Below are 20,576 nucleotides of genomic sequence, written 5' to 3'. Positions count from 1 at the left end.
TTTTATAAAGTTTTTATTTACAATAAGTTACAGAAAAAACCTAAAATTATCAATTTGCTTATTAAGATAATATCGTGTGAATACTAGATAACGCACAAAAAATCCCGAATAAAACATTCAGGATTTTTTATACAATTCTATTGCTTATTATTAGTTACAAAGCACTAATAATATCATATTTGGTAATAATTTGATAAGCGCCATCATTTAGCTTTACCAATACTGCACTATTATCTCTGTCAATTAATTTAGAAATCGCTTCAATAGGAGTATTTTTACTAACTATTGGAAATGGTTTGTGCATGACTTCTTTAATTGGTAAATCGGAAATATCTTTATTCTCAATATATTTACGCAATAAATCTGCCTCATCTACCGCTCCAACAAACCCAGACGAATCTTCTACTGGTATTTGGGATATTTTATATTTCTTCATACGTTCTATAGCATGGGAAACTAATTCTTCGGTCTTTACTGTTATTAGGGGTTTATCTAAATGATTATTAACAATGTCTTGAGCACAAGTCAATTCATCTTCAATAAAACCACGATCACGCATCCATTCATCATTAAACATTTTGCCTACATAGCGACTTCCATGATCATGAAATAAAATCACGACTACATCTTCTTTTTTGAAATGATCTTTGAGTTGAAGAAGTCCTTTTATGGCAGCTCCAGCAGAATTACCAAGAAACATGCCTTCTTCTTTTGCCAATTTTTGCGTGTAAATAGCTGCATCTTTATCTGTAACCTTAGTAAAGCCATCTATAACACTAAAATCAACATTTTTAGGCAATATATCCTCTCCTATTCCTTCGGTAATGTAAGGGTAAATTTCATTCTCATCGAAGATACCTGTTTCATGGTATTTTTTAAATACAGAGCCATAAGTATCTACTCCCCAAATTTTTACATTTGGATTTTGCTCTTTTAAGTATTTTCCAACTCCAGAAATTGTGCCTCCTGTTCCTACTCCTACCAAGAAATGCGTTACTTTTCCATTAGTTTGTTTCCATATCTCTGGCCCAGTACTTTCATAATGCGCTGCGGTATTACTGGGGTTATCATATTGGTTTACGTACCAAGAGTTTGGTGTTTCTTCGGCTAGTCGTTTTGAGGTAGAGTAATATGATTTCGGGTCTTCAGGCTCTACATTGGTAGGACACACCACAACTTTACTGCCTACAGCTCTTAAAATGTCCATTTTCTCCTTACTTTGTTTATCGCTTATAACACAAATCATTTTATAACCTTTCACTATAGCAGCCAAAGCCAAACCCATGCCTGTATTTCCAGATGTACCTTCTATAATGGTTCCCCCGGGTTTTAATCGCCCGTCTGCCTCTGCGTCTTCTATCATTTTTACCGCCATTCTATCCTTTACGGAATTACCTGGATTGAACGTTTCATATTTTGCCAAAACTAAGCATGGTAATTTTTCAACAAGCTTGTTTAATTTCACCAATGGCGTATTACCAATAGTTCCTAATATATTTTCAGCGTATTCCATAATAGTAAGTTTACTTTACAAATTTACACTAAAAAAACAGGGATTGCTATGTTAGGATTTTAATCCTTTGATTTCGAATAGATTTAATGTAGTCTGTTTAGTTTATTCTAGATGTGACTGATTTCAATATTCCGCATACAATATTTTCAAGCAAAGAAATAGCAAAACCACCTTCTAAAGCACTTAAATTATTGAAACCTGATCGCTTTCACAGGAGATATTTTCGTGATTAAATACGATGGTATTAAAAGCATAAGTAAACAAAGGACAAGTGTGCCGATGTTTAATGCTATAACATAGCCTAAGCTTATATAAACTGGAGCTTCTGTAACATAATAGATACTTGGGTCCAATGGAAATAGCTTAAAGTATTTCTGAGTAAAAAGAAGCCCTAAACCAATAATATTCCCCCATAAAAGACCAAGAAGAATTAGGTAAGATGCATTATACAAAAACAATTTACGAATGCTCCAATTGTTACTTCCTATTGCTTTTAATATCCCTATCATTTGTGTGCGTTCTAATATCAAAACAAGTAATGCTGTTATCATATTAATACCAGCTACCAGTATCATGATACCAATAATACCATAAATATTAGTGTCAAAAATTTGAATCCAATCAAAAATTGAAGCATATTTATTTTTAATGGTTTCTGCATTGAGCTCTGAGGGTATATTTTCATATATTTCAAGGCCTTTTTTATCTATTTCGTCGTAATCATTAATAAATACTTCAAAATTTCCAATTTGGTCTTTTTTCCATCTATTAATTCTTTGTAGATGACGAATATCTCCTATAATATAATTGGCATCAAAATCTTGAAACCCTGAATTATAAATCCCAACTATATGATAGGTAATAATATTTGTTAACCTTTCTGGGTCGTCCTTTGGAAACACCATTTGAAATGTTTCGTCTAGTTTTAATCTTAACCGATTCGCTAAATATTGAGATATTAAAACGTCTTCATTCCTTTTCGTCGAATAGTCTGGCAGATTACCCTCTATTAAAAAGTCTTCAAAATAGCTCCAATTATAATCTCCTCCTACCCCTTTTAAATATACACCTTCAAAATCTTTCTCAGTCCTAATAACACCAAACTTTGCAGCTACCCCTTGAATATGACCAACACCTTCTACTGTTTTAAACGTAGGATAAAACTCTTGATTTTTTGATATAGGAATAATGCTTTCTTGGGAATTGTTACTATCGTATTTAGTAATCGTTACATGGCCATTGAATGCGACTACTTTGTCACGAATTTTTTGTTGCAAACCTATACCCGTTGCTATAGCGACCATCATCACAACAATACCAATAGTAATTGCTGCGATACCAATTTTTATTATTGGTGCCGATATACTACTTTTATACGCTTTACTACCAATAATGCGTTTAGCTATAAAAAATTCGTAATTCAAATTATTCAATGGGGTTTAATATTTTCAAAAATACAGTTTTATTATTTGTTTTTATAATGATTTCTTGTGCTTCTAAAGCAAAAAGTAAAATAGACCTAAAAAATAAGGTTAATCTTACCATACAAAATGATAGTTCTGTCGTTGTTGGAGCCAATCAAATCAAAGCTTATTTACCAATATTAAAGGGAAAACGTGTTGGTATTGTTGCCAATCAAACCTCGGCCATTTTTAGAAAAGAAAAACTTCAAACGATACTTGTTGACCCAGAAACCAACGAACAATCTCTTGGTCATGCTGTTAAAAAAGATACTATGACCCATTTGGTTGACTCATTAATTTCTTTGAAAGTTGCTGTTAAAAAAGTTTTTTCCCCAGAACATGGTTTTCGAGGTCGTGTAGATGCTGGCGAATTAGTTAAAGATGGCATTGACACCAAAACCAATTTACCTATTGTATCGCTTTATGGCAAAAACAAAAAGCCTACCAAAGAACAACTTGAAGGTTTAGACATTGTTATATTTGATATTCAAGATGTAGGCGTTCGGTTTTACACTTATATCTCTACATTACACTACATCATGGAAGCTTGTTCGGAACAAGGTATTCCTGTTTTAATATTAGACAGGCCCAACCCAAATGGACATTATATAGATGGCCCTACTTTAGAAATTAAAAACAAAAGTTTTTTAGGCATGCACCCTATACCATTGGTACATGGTATGACCATTGGCGAGTATGCGCAAATGATTAATGGCGAAAAATGGTTAAAAAATGGGATCCAGTGTGAACTTACCATCATTCCCGTTAAAAACTACACGCACAACACTTTTTATAGTTTGCCAATTAGACCTTCTCCAAATTTACCTAATGACCAAGCTATAAAACTATATCCTAGTCTTGGGCTTTTTGAGGGGACAAATATTAATGCTGGTCGCGGCACCGAGTTCCAATTTCAAAGGTACGGCGCTCCTTTTTTAGACAAAAAGACCTTAGCCTTTAGCTATACACCTATCACTAATTTTGGAGCTAAATACCCTAAGCACAAAAACAATTTATGCTACGGAGAGGATTTACAAAATGAAGATTTAAATGGTGTTATGACACTTAAATGGATTATTAAAGCCTATCAAAATTCGACAGATAAATCATTATTCTTTAATACAAAGAACTTCACTAAGCATGCTGGAACAGATAAATTGCAGAAACAAATTGAAGCTGGCTTAAGTGAAGCAGAGATCAAAATTACCTGGCAAAATCGTCTGGAAGCGTTTAAAAATACCAGGAGCAAATATTTGATGTATGACTAATTAGATTTAAGTTTTAAACGACTATAGATAGGTTCAAAATCGATCATGTAGGTACCCACCGTTTTTCCCCAACTTGAAAAGAATAAATATTTTTTATCGTTTGTGACGTAAGGTCCCCAATTCCATTCGGATACGCTATGCGTTTCCGCCCCTAAATTAACTGGTTTTGTCCACGTTTTACTGTCCTTTTTAAAGGATATGAATAAATCTGATTTTGCATAAAATGCAAAAGAGTCTTCATTAGTAGCTTTATTCATTACTAAAATTAAAAATGATTCATCTGGAGATACATAAAAATCTATAAAATCCCCTTTAACCTTAAAACCTAATTGTTTTATAAGAGTATCCGATTTGGTAGTAACCACATGAAAAATATTTTGAATCTTATCATTTCCTTTGATTCCAGATGAGTAATAAAAACTAGATTTTTTTGGTGATTGTAAATAATGGGATTTTTCTAATGAATCTAAAAACCGTTTTGGTGTAGACCAACCTGTTTTCGTTTTTCTTGAATACAATCCTTTTGGAGATAATTGGTGATCATATTGAAAATATATTGTTTTCTCATCTTTTGAAAGCGATGGAGCTCCTGAGCTATCGGCAAAAACAACTTGGGGCTTGTTCCATTTCCCTTTATTGAACTCAATTTTTAAAATATCTGCTTTAGAAGTTGTTTTATAACCATTCCTAGCTCCATAAAATAAAGTTTTTCCGTTTTTGGAAATCTCAACACGTTCTGTTGCCATAAAGTTTTTTTCTACCTCCAAATTGACTAAAACTGGTTTTCCTTTTGGCAATGAATCAACTAAATAGTGTAAATATTTTGAATCTTGCCCAAGTGCATCCTGAAATCCTAAAAATAGGATTGCAATAATTAGAAATTGTTTTAAATCTTTCATTTTTATCTGTAATTAGGAGGGGTTATTCCTTTCATGCGTAAATAAATTGTCATCTGTCCACGGTGGTGAGCATTATGATTCAACACATCAATAATTTTATCTGTCAATTCAGTGCTTTCTTTAGCATTATTGATAAACGCTATTAGCTTATCGAATTGATCATTAGCATATGTTATTAAGTGCTCTTTGCTATAACGATTTTCATTGTCAGGTTCCCACTTAATAGGAGTACCTTTCATTAACTCAATATTCCATTCAATAGAATACACGGTATGGGATACCAAAGCTGTATACGACCGAACCTCCTTTGTTGGTTTATACATATAGTCACTTTCTGGCATGGCTTTAATGACCTCAACTGTAAACAATTTGGTTTTTTGTAAACGCTCTTTTAAATAATGGTAATCAGGATTTTGTTTATTAATTCTCGTAAAGGCCATGAAAAAAACAATACTCATAAAACTTGCAACTAATATTATTTTAAACTTCATGATTCTATTAGATTTTATTTAAAACCAATAATACAACTAATAATCAAAGCTTTACATAACAAATGTATTTTTTGATAGCATTTTTTGCTATCAAAATGGTTAATTTTAAAAAACTGCCAAAGGATTATTCCTTTATAGAAGCTGTAGGTTTTCGATATTTCTGAAAAGGCTGTTTTAACAAATCTTTGATATTGCTATTTTCTTTTTCATCAGGAAAGACATCAACTCCATAAATAATTTTATCGGTATCAAGTTTCATATAAGTTCCAAAAAGCCTGTCCCAAACAGAAAAGATATTGCCATAATTAGAATCGGTATACGGTAACTTATAATGGTGGTGTACTTTGTGCATATCTGGAGACACAATAATATAGCTAAGCAAATCATCTACTTTTTTGGGCAACTTTATATTCGCATGATTAAATTGCGTAGCTACAACCGACAAAGATTGGTATAAAAAAACCAAGGCAATAGGTGTTCCTATTACAAAGATGCCCAAAAGCGTAAAAACATACCGGATCAGGCTCTCTAATGGGTGGTGTCTATTCGCCGTTGTGGTATCTACGTGATGATCTGAATGATGTACTAAATGCACCATCCATAATGGTTTTACTTTATGCTCAATTAAATGTGGCAAGTAGGCACCTATACAATCTATTAAAAAAATGCCCAAAATACCATACAACCATACAGACATTTCTGGAAGCCAATTAAGAATTCCAAAATTATTAGCTACCACCCAATCTGATGATTTTAAAAATATAAAAGCTAGAGGCAGATTAACAAGAATAGTTGTTAACGTAAAGAATATATTTGGTATAGCATGTTTCCATTTCTTGTATTTAAAGCCAAACAAAGGCACTATACCTTCAATAATCCAAAAGAAGGTTAAGCCCCCAACTATAATAATACCTCTATGCAATGGAGGTATTGTTTCGAAATAATTTAGAATAGCTTCCAATAGAATATTTTTATTAAATATACTATTTTATTCTTTTCTTCATGTTTTCAACGATGTTAAAAGCTGCAGGACACATGGCTACATTTTTTAATGTTAAATTTGATATTTGTTGAAACTTCTTTCTATCTGTATGCGGAAATTCCCTACAGGCTTTTGGTCTTACATCATAAATAGAACAATAATGATCGGCTCCTAAAAAAGTACAGGGAACACTTTGGAGTACATAATCGTTGTCTTCATCAATACGCAAATACTGAGTTATAAATTGCTGTGGTTTTTGCTTCAAGTACTTCGAAATACGCTCAATATCTTTATCTGTAAACAAGGGTCCCGTAGTTTTACAACAATTGGCACATTCTAGACAATCGGTACGTTGAAACTCATCATCATGTAATTCCTGCATGATATAATCTAAATTCTTTGGTGGTTTCTTTTTTAACTTGGCAAAGAATTTTTTGTTTTCGTTATGCTTATCTTTGGCGAACTTTGGAAGGTTTTTAATGATGTCTTGCATAGTGTAAAAATAACAAACTTGTGATTCTGAACAGTGCGAATGATCTAAATTATTATGAGATGCTAGTCACTGTTTTCTATATAACAAATAGATTCCCGCCTTTGCGGAAATGAAAAAGAAAATTTTTCTATGAAGGACTTATTCGGATGCGCTTTATTAGATTACCAAAACGGCAACTACACCGAAGACATTATTACTTCTACAAGTATTTCTGAAGAAGACGTTTTACCTCTTCCATACTTATTTCGCAAGTTTAAAGATATGTCGCCCTTAGAGCAAAAAGCCTTAAAACTCTCTAAAGGTTTTGTTTTAGACGTTGGTTGTGGAGCAGGAAGTCATAGTTTATATTTACAAGAAAACGGTTTAAAAGTAAAAGCTATTGATATTTCTAAAGGAGCTATTAATGTTGCGAAACAACGTGGTATTATGCATGTGGAAGAAAAGCATATTTTAGATGAAACCGAATCCTTCGATACTATTTTACTTTTAATGAACGGTACTGGCATATTTCAGGAATTATCCCAGGTGTCCAAATACTTATCCCATCTTAAAAGCCTTTTAAAACCAAACGGACAAATTTTAATTGATTCTTCCGATATTAAATATATGTACGAAGACGAAGATGGCGGGCTCTGGATAGATACCAATTCCTGTTATTATGGTGAACTTGATTATTTTTTGTCCTATAAAGGAGAAAAAGAAACACCAATGAAATGGTTGTATTTAGATTTTAATACACTGTGTTTGGCTTCTGAATCTGTTGGGTTAAAATGTGAGCTTATTATAGAAGGTGAGCATTTTGATTATTTGGCAAGGTTGAGTTAATTTCTTTCATTCCTACCTTCGCAGGAATGACAAAAATTTATTTGATTTTTCCTCTAATATACTTTTTTAAAAGCCTTCTATAATATTTCCTGAGTTCGTTCTTCACATTTTCCTCCTTAATATCTTCAGATATGTTCATAGCATTTAAAAAGATTTTTGTCTTGTCTTTCTTAAATGACACCATAGAAAACTTCAAATCATTAATAGTATCTTCGTTTATTACTAATTCATCAACACGGTAAAAGTTTAAAATTTCTGTATTCTCATGATGAAAAGTTGAATCTATAGCGACACGCACTTGTAATGTTTCCATTCTGTTTAATATATCTTCTTGACTCATTTTCACTTTAACAGAGGTTTTATAAAATTTAAGATTACCTTCCGAATACATAAAACGATGCCAATATGGTGGTGAAGTTGCCATAAATACAATGATAGCAGGAAACAATATTATAAGCGGATGGATATTAATGTTATTTATATGAAACGGTTCAGAAATTGGTATTCGCCTCAAAAAACAATATGACAGCGGTAATATTGATAACGCTACCAAATCGGAATAATCTATAATCCTCGTAATTTTTATAAAAGCTATTGAATTATATATATCTATAACGCCTTGAGAAAATGGAGATTTCCAAAACACAAAAAACAATCCTGTAAAAAGAACATTTCTCAAGATACTTTTTGGAAAGAAAAAAGTTAAAAAAAATGGAAAAATCAACAAGCCTACAAAATCTGAAAGCTTTCCTGTTAGCCAATTTGAAAACTCCCATTTAAAATAATGATCGTTAAGAAATAATAAAACTAGTTCAAAAACGAAAATGTAATTTAGCAGAAAGTATTTTCTTTTACTTTTTAACATTTAGTATTCGATTTATTAAAAGACTCCTGCTTTCACAGCATGACAATACATCGTAAGTTCCAGAAACAATTTCGAAATTTCATCATGAGATCCCCACTTTCGCGAAGATTAGAAATCAAACTTATAAGTAGCTCCTGCTAAAAACTGAATACTTTGCACTGGAAAATTTTGCCAACGTTGGTAAGCCTGATTATTAATATTATTTGCTTTTGCGAAAACCGACAACTGCTCGTTAATATGATACCCCACATGCGCATTGGCATCAAAATAACTATCCAAAACAACAGTAGTTGATTGAGGGTCTGGCGGTAAAGCAACTTCTAATTCTAATTGATCTTTACGTTCGCCGACATAAAATAAATTAGCACCAGCAAACCAGTGTTCGTTTATCTGATAATCTAAAAACAAAGCCCCTTTAATATCTGGTAAATTCCAAGCTTCTACCTCACGCTCTGTTGAATAGGTAAAATACTCTGCTTTTAAACCTAGCTTAAAGTTTCTGTTTACATCAACGTTTATTTCTCCTGCTACGCCAAATGTATCAACATCATCATACACAATTCCAAATGAATTTCCATAATCGTAATTCGTTTGTGGCGCCAGATTTCTTATAACATTGTTTTTATAAAGTGCTTTGTTTCTATCTGCTAAATAATGCCCACTAATGTTATAACTCATGTTACTGGACAGCTTTCCTTTTAAACCAATATAAGCATTGTACAATTGATCTGTGGGCATAACAAATAAGGTTGGAGATACAAAGGGGTTCTCGGTAGCAAAATCGTAATACGAATTTTGAATTAAATCGCCTTCTATTCCCCCGTAAGCAATCAATACATCGTTTACCAACCTGTATGTTGCCGTGACATTGGGGTAAACATAAAACTTACTTTCTCCAGATTCTTTGTCATTTAAATAAAACGCAGAAAAGCCAAGATTTACTGTTAAATCGTCTTGCTTCATTTCATATGTCGGTGAAATTCCGACTTGAAAATTCCCATAATTAAACTCTGTATTGGTTGTATAGCTTCTATCAAATGTACCTCCTAAATAGTCAAATTTAATATCCGTAGAAATCTCTACATCATTAATTGGTACATCAATCGTCGCTTTAGCTATGAACCTGTTTTCTCCAGAACCTTGATTATCTCCAAAACGCCTAAAAAAGAAACTCCCTGAATTAATATAAGTATCTTCAAAAGTAATATCTCCTCCAAAATGAGCACTAAAAAAAGAATGCTCTTCATCAATACCATTAGTGCTTGCTGCTGCAATTTGAGATGGTGGTACGCCGTACCAATTATAGGTTTGGTGTTTAAATCCGCCTTCTACATTCCATGCTAAATCTCTTAACCGACTGGAATAATTTACATTAATCTTGGAGTTTGAAAAATTATCATCAAAAGACAAGTCTTCAATCCCTCCTTGCGATGAGTGATGACTTATATAACCTCCTACGCTTTCGCTTCTGCTAATAGCATGATTTAAATATACCTCACCTAAGATAGTTGTATAAGTACCAACCCCTAAAGTAGCGTAATTATCGAATAATCTTACTGGTTTTCTTTTTTCTACAACAGCAGCTTTTCCTTTTGCAGGTGTAAATGTTGATGCCACTGGAAATGAAAAAATATTATATTTAATTTCCTTTTTAGTTTCGGTGGTTTCATCTTCTAAAGACGGAATCTCTTTTACCTTAAATGCATCAGATATTGTTGGGGTATATGGCTTTACAACATCAATAACCCCTGTGTTAATCGTATCATTTATTTTATCTTGAGAAAAGGAAATTGTAACACGCAATAAGATTACTACAATTAAAATGCTTTTTATGTGCTTTCGCATATTTATTCGTTTGATTTATGATTGATGAGATGCTTCGATTTACTTCGTCTACATTCGGTAGAAACCGCTTAGCATAACACTTCTAACTTCTAACTTCTAACTTCTAACTTCTAACTTCTAACTTCTAACTTCTAACAAAACTAATCTTCTGTTTCAATAGATGAATTCGTTTTAGCTTCTTCTAATTTTATTTTTCTTAATTCGTCTTTTGCTTCAGATACAACATCATCAAATTCAGCAAAATTTTTAATAACACTTTCTAAAATATAGGTCGCTTGAAACGCATCTCCTAAAGCATAAAAATTCTTGGCCATTAGTACCAGACCTCTGGCACTATAATATTTATAACCTGAAAAATCTTTAGCTAATTTTTGAACCGATCTGTTTGAAGCTTCGTGTTTTCCTTCTTTATTCTTAAAATAAGCATTAAAGTACAGAGCTTCAGCAGCTGTTTCTCCTGTTGCTATTTTTTCTACTTTGGCATAAGCCGTTTTAGCTTTGTCTTCGTCGCCTGTTTTTATAGCAGAACGTGCTATAATGATATGCGCATCACTCTTTATCTTATTATCAATTTTTGAGCTTTCTAATACCTTTTCTGCATAAGAAACAGCTGCTTCATAATTTTTCAACTGATAATTTGCCTTCATCAAATTAGACTTTGCAAATACTACATTTTGCGGAAAATTGGCTTCTTCTTCAAGCCTTGACAGTAACGGTATGGCTTCATTCCAACTTTTGGTTTCTAAAAAGTGCTGAGATAAACGCAATAATGCTTCTTCTGTGTATTCACTCTGAGAAGCTTCTACAATGTATTTGTAATGTGGGGCTGCATTGGTTGTTAAATCCTTTTTACTATATAATTGTGCTATATAAAAATGTGCTTGCAATGCATGTAATCCGCTAGGAAATTCATTTAAATACCCATTAAATTGCTTAATAGCCTTATCTGTATTACCATCTAAGTACTGTTTTTCTGCAGCTTCATAAGTTGCATTATCTAAATCGGTATCTGTGACCTCAACGTAATCCAGGGTTCTAACCCAAGCTGCATAATCATCTACACGTCCTAAATCTATATAAATCAATTTTGCCGTTGCTACGGCTTGAACAGCTTCTGGGGTATTCGGGTAATCGCTTGCGATTTTCTTAAACTTAGTTAGTGCCCGTTCATTCTCACTCCCGTTATAATAAACCAAACCTTGACGGAGCAATGATTTTGGCACAAATGAACTCATTCTATATTCTGAATTCAAACGGTTGTAAATTGTAATTGCTTTATCTGTTTCATTGGCTTTAACGTATGAATTACCCAGTTCATACATAGCATCATCTCGTAATTTTGACTTAGGGTAATCTGAAATAAACTGTTCGAGTTCTCTAATTTTTTTTGAAGTTAGTCCACTATAACCTGTACTAATCGCTTTTTGAAAAAATGGATAATCAGAATCTATTTCATTTAGCTTAATGGCATTATTATAAGCTTTTATAGCACTTTTATACTGACTCGAAACGAAATGCCCATCTCCTAATCGCAAGTAAGCATCATTCAACCTCACTTTATCTTCCTTTTTATTAGAAATAAATTGATTGAAATATAGAGTCGACTGCTCATAGTTTTTTAACTTAAAATAAGTGTAAGCCAAGTTATAATCTACATTTTCAATTTCTGGTGTTGAAGATGAGGATGGCTCCTGTTGAAATTGTTTAAAGCCAACCAAGGCATCTTCGTAATTAGTTAAATTATAATCGGTTTCTGCTTTCCAAAATGTTGCACGCGCTATATATTTAGGATCTCTGGGTTCTTTTAAAGATTGATCAAAGAGCGATTCTGCCTCTAAATAATCATTCTCATTATAAAGTTCCAATCCTCGGTAAAATGCTACTTTTTGATACGCCACTTTGTTCTCAAAACTCTTTTTTCCTTCTAATAGTTTAAGCGCTTCTTTATAGTTTTTCGATGTGATATACGAATCTATTAATAAGGTTTCTATTTCTTCTTTATAGCTAGTATCTGGATACTTATCTAAATAACTCGCTAAAACTTGGGGTGCAGGCTGATATGGATTTCCTATTTCATAACTAATCTTTGCATAATTTAACCATGCGTCTTCCTGAATTTTCAAATCAAAATTCATTTGGGAGGCATACCTAAAAGCGTTTAATGCTTCTTGTTTTTTACCTAGATTAATATAACTTTCTCCTAAATGATAGTACGCATTCTGGGCAATTGAATTATTCCCATCAATTATTTTATTAAATTCTGAAATGGCACTTTCATAGTCTTTTTGTTTATAATAGGCGTACCCTAATTGGTAAAAATCTGTGTTGTTCCATCTGCCTCTTTTTCCTTTGTATTCAGTTAAATAAGGAATTGCCTCGGCATACTGTTTTAAATTAAAATAACTTTCTCCTATTATTTTTGATAGTTCAGATACTTCTACCTCGTCACTCATATCCAACCTATCTTTAGCTAATTCTATAGCTTTTTCAAAATTCCCTAATTTAAAATTTAAGTCTGCTTGATAATAAGATAGCTTTTCTTTGTAACGTTCCTGATCACTTACCTGATCGAAATATTCGTTGGCTCTGTCATAATCATCGCCTTCATAAGCCATAAAACCTATATAATATTTAGCCTGAGAGCCAAACTCTTGAGAGCTTTCTACACGTGTTAAATATTTTTTTGCCTCTTTGTATTGTTTAGCAGAAAAAGCCGAATAGCCATTATTGAAATTGTATTTTTCCTTCTCTTTTCTACCCAAAGCATTTTCATCAACCTTATCATACCACTTCCTGGCATGGGCGTATTTAGAATTCTCGAAGTAATAATCGGCTACATCTACATATGCCGTATTTCGCTTCGTACTTGTTGGATAATCTTTCACAAAATCTTCCACTAATTGGTCCGCGTTTTGTTGATTTAAACGCACTGCGCAATTAGCAATATAATAGGTACAATCAGACTGTAAAATTTCTTCTTTAGCTGTTTTTTTTACATTTCCAAATAATGATTGGGCCGCGAGGTACTGCTGATTGTTATAAAGGGATAAGGCTTTTTGGTAATCAACTAAATTGCTAGTATACGCAGCAGATTTTTGCGCTATAATGTGTAAACTAAAACTAATAGCTACTAAAAGGAAAACAATGTTTTTTTTAGTCATTAACGATTCGTTTTTTAATTTAAAATCAAAGATAAATAAAGAATTCCTTATTTTGGACTCTCGATTTCATGAGAATGATAAACTTTATAGAAACCTTGGCATATATACCATGAGGTTATTTTTGTTCGATATAAATTTTATAACGTAATAATCGTGCCATAATTATAAAATGCAAATTTAAAATGTTATTTTTTAAAAGAACTTTTAAGCTCAACGTTTTATGATTTGAGTTATTAGTAATATTTTTACAAAGATTAATTTGTTCTATTATTTTCTACATGTATAATATTCAAAAATTATATGCTTTAGTTTTAAAACACCCGCTTAGACACCTCTTACTTTTAGGCCTCTTAATTAGAGTTTTAATTTTAGTTATTTACCAGGGCGTTTCAATCTTTCCAGATTCCAGGGCTTATATTGATTTAAGCCAATACATTGCTAATTTGAGTCTTGATAATTATTCTGGCGGAAGGACACCTGGATTTCCGCTACTTATTGCGCTAACTAATAAAAATCTTATTATAACAATAATAATTCAACAAATAATTGGGTTAATTAATATTTGTTTGATTTATGATTTTAGCTTAAACAAAACTCAAAATAAAACTATATCATTTTGGATCACATTTATTACAATTACCTTTTTGCATTTCAATTTTTACGAATTAGCCATTTTGACTGAAACTTTAAGTTTGTTTTTATTACTATTATCTTTTTGGATCATTCAAAAATATAAACTATTAACCAGTAATGGTAAACTAATATTCTTCATTTTTCTCTCAATTACCATGAGTTTTCTTTACTTAACCAGACCCATGTTTATTTATTTCCCTTTACTATTTATTATTTTTTTCATAATAAAAAACTTTAAACAGAGAATCAAAAGAATAGTTTTACCAGTCATAGTAATTTTTACATTATCTGGTATTAGTTTTTATAGTTGGTGCTCTTTAAACAAAAAAAACATTGGGTATTTTTCTAGCACCTATTATTTTGGGTATAATCTAACTCAAATGGCCACTTCTTTTTTTGATCTGGTACCTGAAGAACATAAAGAGATAAGAGATATTTTTATAAAACATAGAACTTTTATTGAAAAAAATAAATCGCATGATGTTTATCCAATGACAGTTTGGTATGCTGCAGATGACCTATTAGAACTAACAAATCTTAAAACACAAGATCTTTCGAATAAATTGGGCAAAATTTCAATAGAATTATTTAAAGAGTATCCACACCTATATTTAAAGCAAGTATTAGTTTCTTGGAAAAGTTTTTGGGGAACTGAATCTACTTTTCTTTTGAATAAGGAAAAATTCAAATATAAAATCCCTAAATACTTAGTATATGGTATTTGGAAAATAATTCAGCAATATATATTAATTCTTATTAATATTCTGTTCATTTTATTTTCAATAAAAAAAATTTTTCAATTTGTAACGTTAAAATTTAAAATCTTTGATTTCGATTTATTTTTAGTTATCGTGGTAATGGGTGGCTCTGTTGCACAAGCTTTAGTTGCTTATGGCGATAATTCTAGATTCTGCTTCCCATATTTGCCATTAATTGTTTATTTTGTAATCACAAATCTATTTTTACTTAAAACTATCATCCCTAAAGCAAATGCAAAAAATATTACAGCTTAAAAATGCAGCCATTTATCAAGGAGACAATTTGATATTAAATAACGTTAATGTTGAAATTAATAAAGGGGATTTTGTTTATTTAATCGGAAAAACTGGAACGGGTAAGAGTAGCTTTATGAAAACACTTTATGGTGATTTGCCCTTAACGGAAGGAGAGGGTAATATTGTTGATTATGACTTAAAAAACCTTAAAGAAAAAGATATTCCTTTTTTAAGACGAAAGCTTGGTGTTGTTTTCCAAGACTTTAAATTACTTACGGATAGGACCATTAACGATAACTTAATGTTTGTTTTAAAAGCTACTGGCTGGAAAGACAAAACAGAAATAGATACGCGCATTGAAGAAGTTTTAGCAAAAGTAGACATGAAAACAAAAGGTTTTAAATACCCACATGAGCTATCAGGTGGAGAACAGCAACGTGTTGCCATAGCCAGAGCGCTACTTAATAACCCTGAACTTATTCTTGCTGATGAGCCTACAGGTAATTTAGATCCGCAAACCAGTGTAGAAGTTATGGAAGTACTGCAAGACATTAATAAAAATGGGAATACCATTCTAATGGCTACTCACGATTATGCTTTGTTACTAAAGTACCCAAGCAAAACGCTAAAGTGTGATGAGAATGCGGTTTATGAGGTGGTGCAGCGTAAAAATTAATTATGCTTTCAATATTAATACCTGTATATAATTATAACATTACTAATCTTGTTTATAACATTCATGAACAGGCAACTCGAACCAAAATTGAATTTGAAATAATTTGTTTTGAAGATGGTTCAAACAAATATGTTATTGAAAATAAGTCAAGCATAGAAACGCTTATGCATACATCCATTATTGTTTCTAGTCTCAATAAAGGAAGTATCAAATCTAGGCAAATTTTATCCAATCAGGCATCTTATAATTGGTTATTATTTTTAGATTCTGATGTTATTCCAAAGCATAACTCTTTTATTGAAAAATACATCAACCTCATATCACCAGATACCGATGCTCTTTATGGAGGAGTTGCTTATAAAGATGAGCAACCTGAAACGGAGTATCTGTTGCGTTGGAAATATGGAAAATCCTGTGAAGAAATTAACGCGTCAAAAAGAAACCGAAAGCCTTATCAAGTTGTTGTATCTGGTAACTTTTTAATAAAAAAAACTATTTTTAATCTTATTAATTTAAAAATTAAAAAAAACAGTTATGGTTTAGATAACTATTTTGGTATACTTTTAAATGAAAAAAAAGCAAGAGTTAAACATATAAATAATGAAGTTTACCATTTAGGAATAGATAAAAGCGACATATATATTAAAAAAATTGAAAACGCCATCGAAACATTATTATGGTTATTAAATGAAAGAAGAATATTTCAACACAACAATAAACTATTATCAATATTCATTTATTTAAAACGTTTGAAGCTAAACCACTTTATGTCTCTATTTTTTAGAGTTTTCAATACATCAATAAAGAAGAACTTATTGGGGAAGCAACCAAATATATTTTTTCTACAATTATATAAAATTTCATACATGTGTTATAAAGATTTACAATAGTATGGACAAGCTGAACCATCCATTCTTTTCAGTAATAATTCCTCTTTACAATAAAGAACAATACATACAAGACACTATTAAAAGCGTCTTAAAACAATCTTTTAAAGATTTTGAAATTATTATCGTAAACGACGGGTCAACTGACAACAGTTTAGAAAAATCTGAAACTGCGCTTTCAAACTTTGAAAACTATACTATTATAAATCAAGAAAATAAAGGATTATCCTCATCAAGAAACAAAGGTATTTCAATATCTAAAGGACAAATTATTGCATTGCTAGATGCAGATGATTTATGGCATGAACTTTTTTTAGAATCTATACATGAATTATATTTAAGTTTTCCTGAAGCTTCATTTTATGGAACTGATTATCTTGAAAAATACAGCGAAACCAATATTCTTGAAACCAAAAAAAATATCACACCAAAATTAAACAACACTAAGTTTTTAATTAAAGATTTCTTTTTAGCTAATAAATTTCAATCTATAATTTGCCAGAGCAGTATGGCCTTTAAAAAAGAAGTCACAGAAACCATTTCATTTAATGAAACTATAAATTACGCTGAAGATGTTGACTTTTACTTAAAAAGCTTTACTAGGTATAAGTTAGCCTATTATTACAAACCTTTGTCAACGATATTAAATAATATACCTAATCAAATAACCAAAATTGGAATTAAAAACAAAACACTTCCCAATTTAGATTTTTATGAAAAAAACAATCCTAATAATTTATCCCTGAAAAAATATTTAGATTTTAAACGCTATATGTATGCTATTCAGTATAAAATCAATCGTGATAAAGTTAACTTGAAATACTACACTAATAACCTTAACTATAATAATCTCACATTAAAACAAAGGATTTTACTAAGAAGCCCTTTGTTGTTGTTAAAAACAATAAAATTTATTAAGAAAAGCTTTTTGAAATACAATATTAGACTTACATCTTTTAAAAGTTAAAAACGGACTCCCAATATTTCATCATTTCCTTTTCTGAAAATTTATTCATTGAACTTATAGTATTTTTGGTTAGCAAATCATATAACTCTTCGTCTTCTTGTAAAAGATCAATACTTCTTTCTAACTCAGAGAAATCTTGGTCTTTAACCAATAGGCCATTTTTTTTATGAGTTATCAATTCCGCTGGTCCAGATTTGCAGTTAAAAGATATTACAGGTTTTCCCAATGTAAGTGTTTCAAGTATGACTAGCGGCATACCTTCAAACTTACTACACAGTACCAAAAATTTACATCGTTTAATATAATCATAGGGGTTAGATACAAAACCTAGCAACTTGACACTTGATTGTAGTTTATTGAACTTAATCAGATCTTCAAGTTTTTTCTTATCTGGTCCATCCCCTAAAATAACTAAAGGAATTCCTTTTTTACATGAATCTGTATTCTTATAACTTAATATTAATTTATCAAACTGTTTTACCATTATATTTAACCTCCCTATTGCCAAAACAGTATTATTTGGAATGTCAGATAACGGTAAATTAGAAATTAACAGTAAATTTTTATTTACAAAGTTCGGTATATAACTTACATTATTAAAGGGGTAATATGAATTAAGTTCCATTACAATATCATGGGAGACAGCTATAATAGCTTTTGCCTTACTATATACTTTCTTAAAAAAAAACCCTTTGGGTATATGATATTCAATATTATAATTTTGAATACTTAATACCATTTTTTTTGTTTTAAATACAAAAAGATGCAATAATAGTTCCATTAAAAACCTATTTCGCATTCTAAAATCTACATAAAAATCTGCATCGATTTTTCTATAATATCTTCTAAATAATAATATTTTTTTTAATTGCTTAAACTTCTTTATATATAGCTCATTGGTTCCTAAATTATATAGGTCTCCAGTGTATTTATAAGTTATATCGTCTCTTACAGATATTATAGACACTTTATAATCTTTACTCTTCAAAAGAAATGAAAAAGATGCAGCAACTTTTTCTGCACCTCCTCCACAAAGACAATCTACAATAATACAAATATGTTTCTTATGGTTCATTCGAAAAACGTTTCATAGTTTTCGCCTTCTAAAATGAGGCGTTTTCTATTTACAAATTCTGAGCTAAAAATGCTTCTCCTTTTATCTAAAAAAGAGTTTTTAAGACCTGAAATATGTACTATGCTGTGCCATAAATCATCAGTCATATACTTTCTTTTTTTCTTATAAGAATAATCTTTCGGGTATTTAAAATGGTTACTATACCACATAATAAAAGGTATTTTAAAAGTATTTTTAGTTGGCTTATCTTCTAAGTGACCATAAAAGTCTTCGTCTTGAAATACTTCTTCTCCATGATCAGAAAAATACATTAAATAACTGTTTGCTTTTTCAGTTTTCAGTTTTTGTAAGACCTTATTTAATATAAAGTCTGAATATCTAACAGCGTTATCGTATTGATTAATTTTTTGATAAGCCATCTCGTCCTTAAATTTAGTTTTTGGCTTATCACTAAAAACATTAAATTCTTCAGGGTATCTATTTTCATATGAAAAATGGGCCCCTATTAAGTGTAAAAAAATAATTTTATGAGAGAAGTCATCTTTTAAAGCTTCATCAACTTTATCCAATAGCTCTCCATCATGTTTTAAATTCCCCATTACGACCGCTTTTGAATTGAAAAATTTTAATTGTGCCTGACCTGAAACTCTTGCTAAAGCGCTGCCTGGATTAAATGCTGGGCTATGATTAGATATCCAAAAAGTTTTAAAACCAGATTTGTTAAACAAGGTTGTAATGGGTAATGCCAAAACTTTTTTAGGGTCTTCATAATTACCTAGGGTTAAAGCTTTGCTCAACGAATGAAATGTTGAAGTGTTAGGACTGATGACATCTTCATATATACTTAAGCTATCTTTTATTTTTTGAAAAAAAGGTGTCGTATTCCTATAGTATCCATATAATTGCATATGGGAAGACGTTACAGATTCTCCTATAACTACAACAAATGTATTATTAAGATTATTGTTTTTATTTTTAAATGAATTGTTATTTGTTTCAATTTGGGAATTAAAATCTTCTACAAACTTTTTGTCTTTATGATTTAAAATAAATGAACGACAGATTAAATAAGGTAAATTATGATCTATTATTCTAGTAAATTTAAAAACAGTCAAGAAAAGTAAAGTGCAAGCTCCTAACTTTAAAAATTTGTAAGTCACAAATTTAAATTTGTATGTAACATTTAAAATAGCACTCGTTATAGAATTCAGCCTTAATAAAGGAATGAAAAATAATAACGTAACCACTAATTCTCTCGCACCAATAAACTCATTAGAAAACTCTGAGAGTTCATCTGGGTTAGTATTTATTAAAACAAAGAAAGAGGAAGGACCAAAATGTATTTTGAAATTAAGATACATAATGGTTTCAAACCACAACATAATTGCCACTAAAACTATAATTAAACGAAAAAGTATTTTCTTAAGTGAAGCTTTTTTAAAGTGATTAGCAATAAAAATAAGCAATACTGTAAAAAAAAGATTCTCAATTATATTTAAGAATCTGAATAAAGAAAAAAAATGAAATACTCCTTCTAA

At 30.8% G+C, this 20,576-nt stretch carries 17 protein-coding genes; 6 read left to right on the top strand and 11 right to left on the bottom strand.

Translation table 11 applies throughout. From position 1 onward, the window contains the following. Positions 1-154: 154 nt before the first annotated feature. Positions 155-1,513 carry a pyridoxal-phosphate dependent enzyme gene (locus HHX25_RS10975; protein WP_169673087.1) on the bottom strand — a complete coding sequence of 453 codons (1,359 nt, stop codon included), beginning with the start codon at positions 1,511-1,513 and terminating at the stop codon, positions 155-157. A 188-nt stretch (positions 1,514-1,701) separates the two neighbouring features. After that, entirely contained in the window at positions 1,702-2,937 is a 1,236-nt protein-coding gene (locus tag HHX25_RS10970; RefSeq protein WP_169673085.1) for an ABC transporter permease, read from the bottom strand. A gap of 8 nt (positions 2,938-2,945) precedes the next feature. Here HHX25_RS10970 and HHX25_RS10965 point away from each other — a divergent pair, with 8 nt between their 5' ends. Beyond that, complete coding sequence (locus tag HHX25_RS10965; RefSeq protein WP_169673083.1) at positions 2,946-4,244, top strand: exo-beta-N-acetylmuramidase NamZ family protein; 1,299 nt, start codon at positions 2,946-2,948, stop codon at positions 4,242-4,244. Here the strand turns inward: HHX25_RS10965 and HHX25_RS10960 are convergent. From HHX25_RS10960 to HHX25_RS10945, 4 genes are all read right to left on the bottom strand, one after another. Next, positions 4,241-5,143: a hypothetical protein gene (locus HHX25_RS10960; protein WP_169673081.1), complete on the bottom strand. Its 903-nt coding sequence runs from the start codon at positions 5,141-5,143 to the stop codon at positions 4,241-4,243. The two genes, HHX25_RS10965 and HHX25_RS10960, sit on opposite strands and share 4 nt — an antisense overlap. A 2-nt stretch (positions 5,144-5,145) precedes the next feature. Further along, positions 5,146-5,634: a DinB family protein gene (locus HHX25_RS10955; RefSeq protein ID WP_169673079.1), complete on the bottom strand. Its 489-nt coding sequence runs from the start codon at positions 5,632-5,634 to the stop codon at positions 5,146-5,148. Between the two features lie 124 nt (positions 5,635-5,758). Beyond that, positions 5,759-6,595: a sterol desaturase family protein gene (locus tag HHX25_RS10950; protein WP_169673077.1), complete on the bottom strand. Its 837-nt coding sequence runs from the start codon at positions 6,593-6,595 to the stop codon at positions 5,759-5,761. Between the two features lie 22 nt (positions 6,596-6,617). Further along, positions 6,618-7,109 carry a YkgJ family cysteine cluster protein gene (locus HHX25_RS10945; protein ID WP_169673075.1) on the bottom strand — a complete coding sequence of 164 codons (492 nt, stop codon included), beginning with the start codon at positions 7,107-7,109 and terminating at the stop codon, positions 6,618-6,620. A 129-nt stretch (positions 7,110-7,238) separates the two neighbouring features. Between HHX25_RS10945 and HHX25_RS10940 the strand changes: the two genes are divergently transcribed. After that, positions 7,239-7,934 (top strand): class I SAM-dependent methyltransferase, encoded by a 696-nt coding sequence (locus HHX25_RS10940; protein WP_169673073.1) that lies wholly within the window; start codon positions 7,239-7,241, stop codon positions 7,932-7,934. A 37-nt stretch (positions 7,935-7,971) separates the two neighbouring features. On the opposite strand, the gene HHX25_RS10935 is transcribed toward HHX25_RS10940, so the two are convergent. From HHX25_RS10935 to HHX25_RS10925, 3 genes are all read right to left on the bottom strand, one after another. Continuing rightward, on the bottom strand, positions 7,972-8,799 hold the full coding sequence (locus HHX25_RS10935) for a hypothetical protein (protein ID WP_169673071.1): 828 nt from the start codon (positions 8,797-8,799) through the stop codon (positions 7,972-7,974). A 108-nt stretch (positions 8,800-8,907) separates the two neighbouring features. Further along, positions 8,908-10,644 carry a TonB-dependent receptor gene (locus tag HHX25_RS10930; RefSeq protein WP_169673069.1) on the bottom strand — a complete coding sequence of 579 codons (1,737 nt, stop codon included), beginning with the start codon at positions 10,642-10,644 and terminating at the stop codon, positions 8,908-8,910. Between the two features lie 140 nt (positions 10,645-10,784). After that, on the bottom strand, positions 10,785-13,805 hold the full coding sequence (locus HHX25_RS10925) for a tetratricopeptide repeat protein (RefSeq protein ID WP_169673067.1): 3,021 nt from the start codon (positions 13,803-13,805) through the stop codon (positions 10,785-10,787). Between the two features lie 278 nt (positions 13,806-14,083). Here HHX25_RS10925 and HHX25_RS10920 point away from each other — a divergent pair, with 278 nt between their 5' ends. From HHX25_RS10920 to HHX25_RS10905, 4 genes are read left to right on the top strand one after another with little or no spacing between them, the layout of a single operon-like run. Continuing rightward, positions 14,084-15,451 carry a hypothetical protein gene (locus tag HHX25_RS10920; protein WP_169673066.1) on the top strand — a complete coding sequence of 456 codons (1,368 nt, stop codon included), beginning with the start codon at positions 14,084-14,086 and terminating at the stop codon, positions 15,449-15,451. Next, positions 15,429-16,109, top strand: a complete 681-nt coding sequence (locus tag HHX25_RS10915) for a cell division ATP-binding protein FtsE (protein WP_169673064.1) — start codon at positions 15,429-15,431, stop codon at positions 16,107-16,109. Before HHX25_RS10920 ends, HHX25_RS10915 begins: the two co-directional genes overlap by 23 nt. 2 nt (positions 16,110-16,111) lie before the next feature. Further along, the gene (locus tag HHX25_RS10910) at positions 16,112-16,999 is read left to right on the top strand and encodes a glycosyltransferase (RefSeq protein WP_169673062.1); all 888 of its coding nucleotides are present in this window, start codon (positions 16,112-16,114) and stop codon (positions 16,997-16,999) included. 1 nt (position 17,000) lies between these two features. Next, the gene (locus HHX25_RS10905) at positions 17,001-17,963 is read left to right on the top strand and encodes a glycosyltransferase family 2 protein (RefSeq protein WP_169673060.1); all 963 of its coding nucleotides are present in this window, start codon (positions 17,001-17,003) and stop codon (positions 17,961-17,963) included. On the opposite strand, the gene HHX25_RS10900 is transcribed toward HHX25_RS10905, so the two are convergent. Continuing rightward, positions 17,953-19,038 carry a glycosyltransferase gene (locus HHX25_RS10900; protein WP_169673058.1) on the bottom strand — a complete coding sequence of 362 codons (1,086 nt, stop codon included), beginning with the start codon at positions 19,036-19,038 and terminating at the stop codon, positions 17,953-17,955. The genes HHX25_RS10905 and HHX25_RS10900 overlap by 11 nt on opposite strands. Continuing rightward, a complete protein-coding gene (locus HHX25_RS10895; protein WP_169673056.1) occupies positions 19,035-20,399 on the bottom strand; it encodes a phosphoethanolamine transferase in 1,365 nt (454 codons plus the stop codon). Before HHX25_RS10895 ends, HHX25_RS10900 begins: the two co-directional genes overlap by 4 nt. Between the last annotated feature and the right edge of the window lie 177 nt (positions 20,400-20,576).

It is taken from the genome of Flavivirga algicola (assembly GCF_012910715.1).
GTDB lineage: Bacteria > Bacteroidota > Bacteroidia > Flavobacteriales > Flavobacteriaceae > Flavivirga > Flavivirga algicola.
Note: the sequence above shows the minus strand (reverse complement) of the source record. Positions and strands in the feature narration are given on the sequence as shown.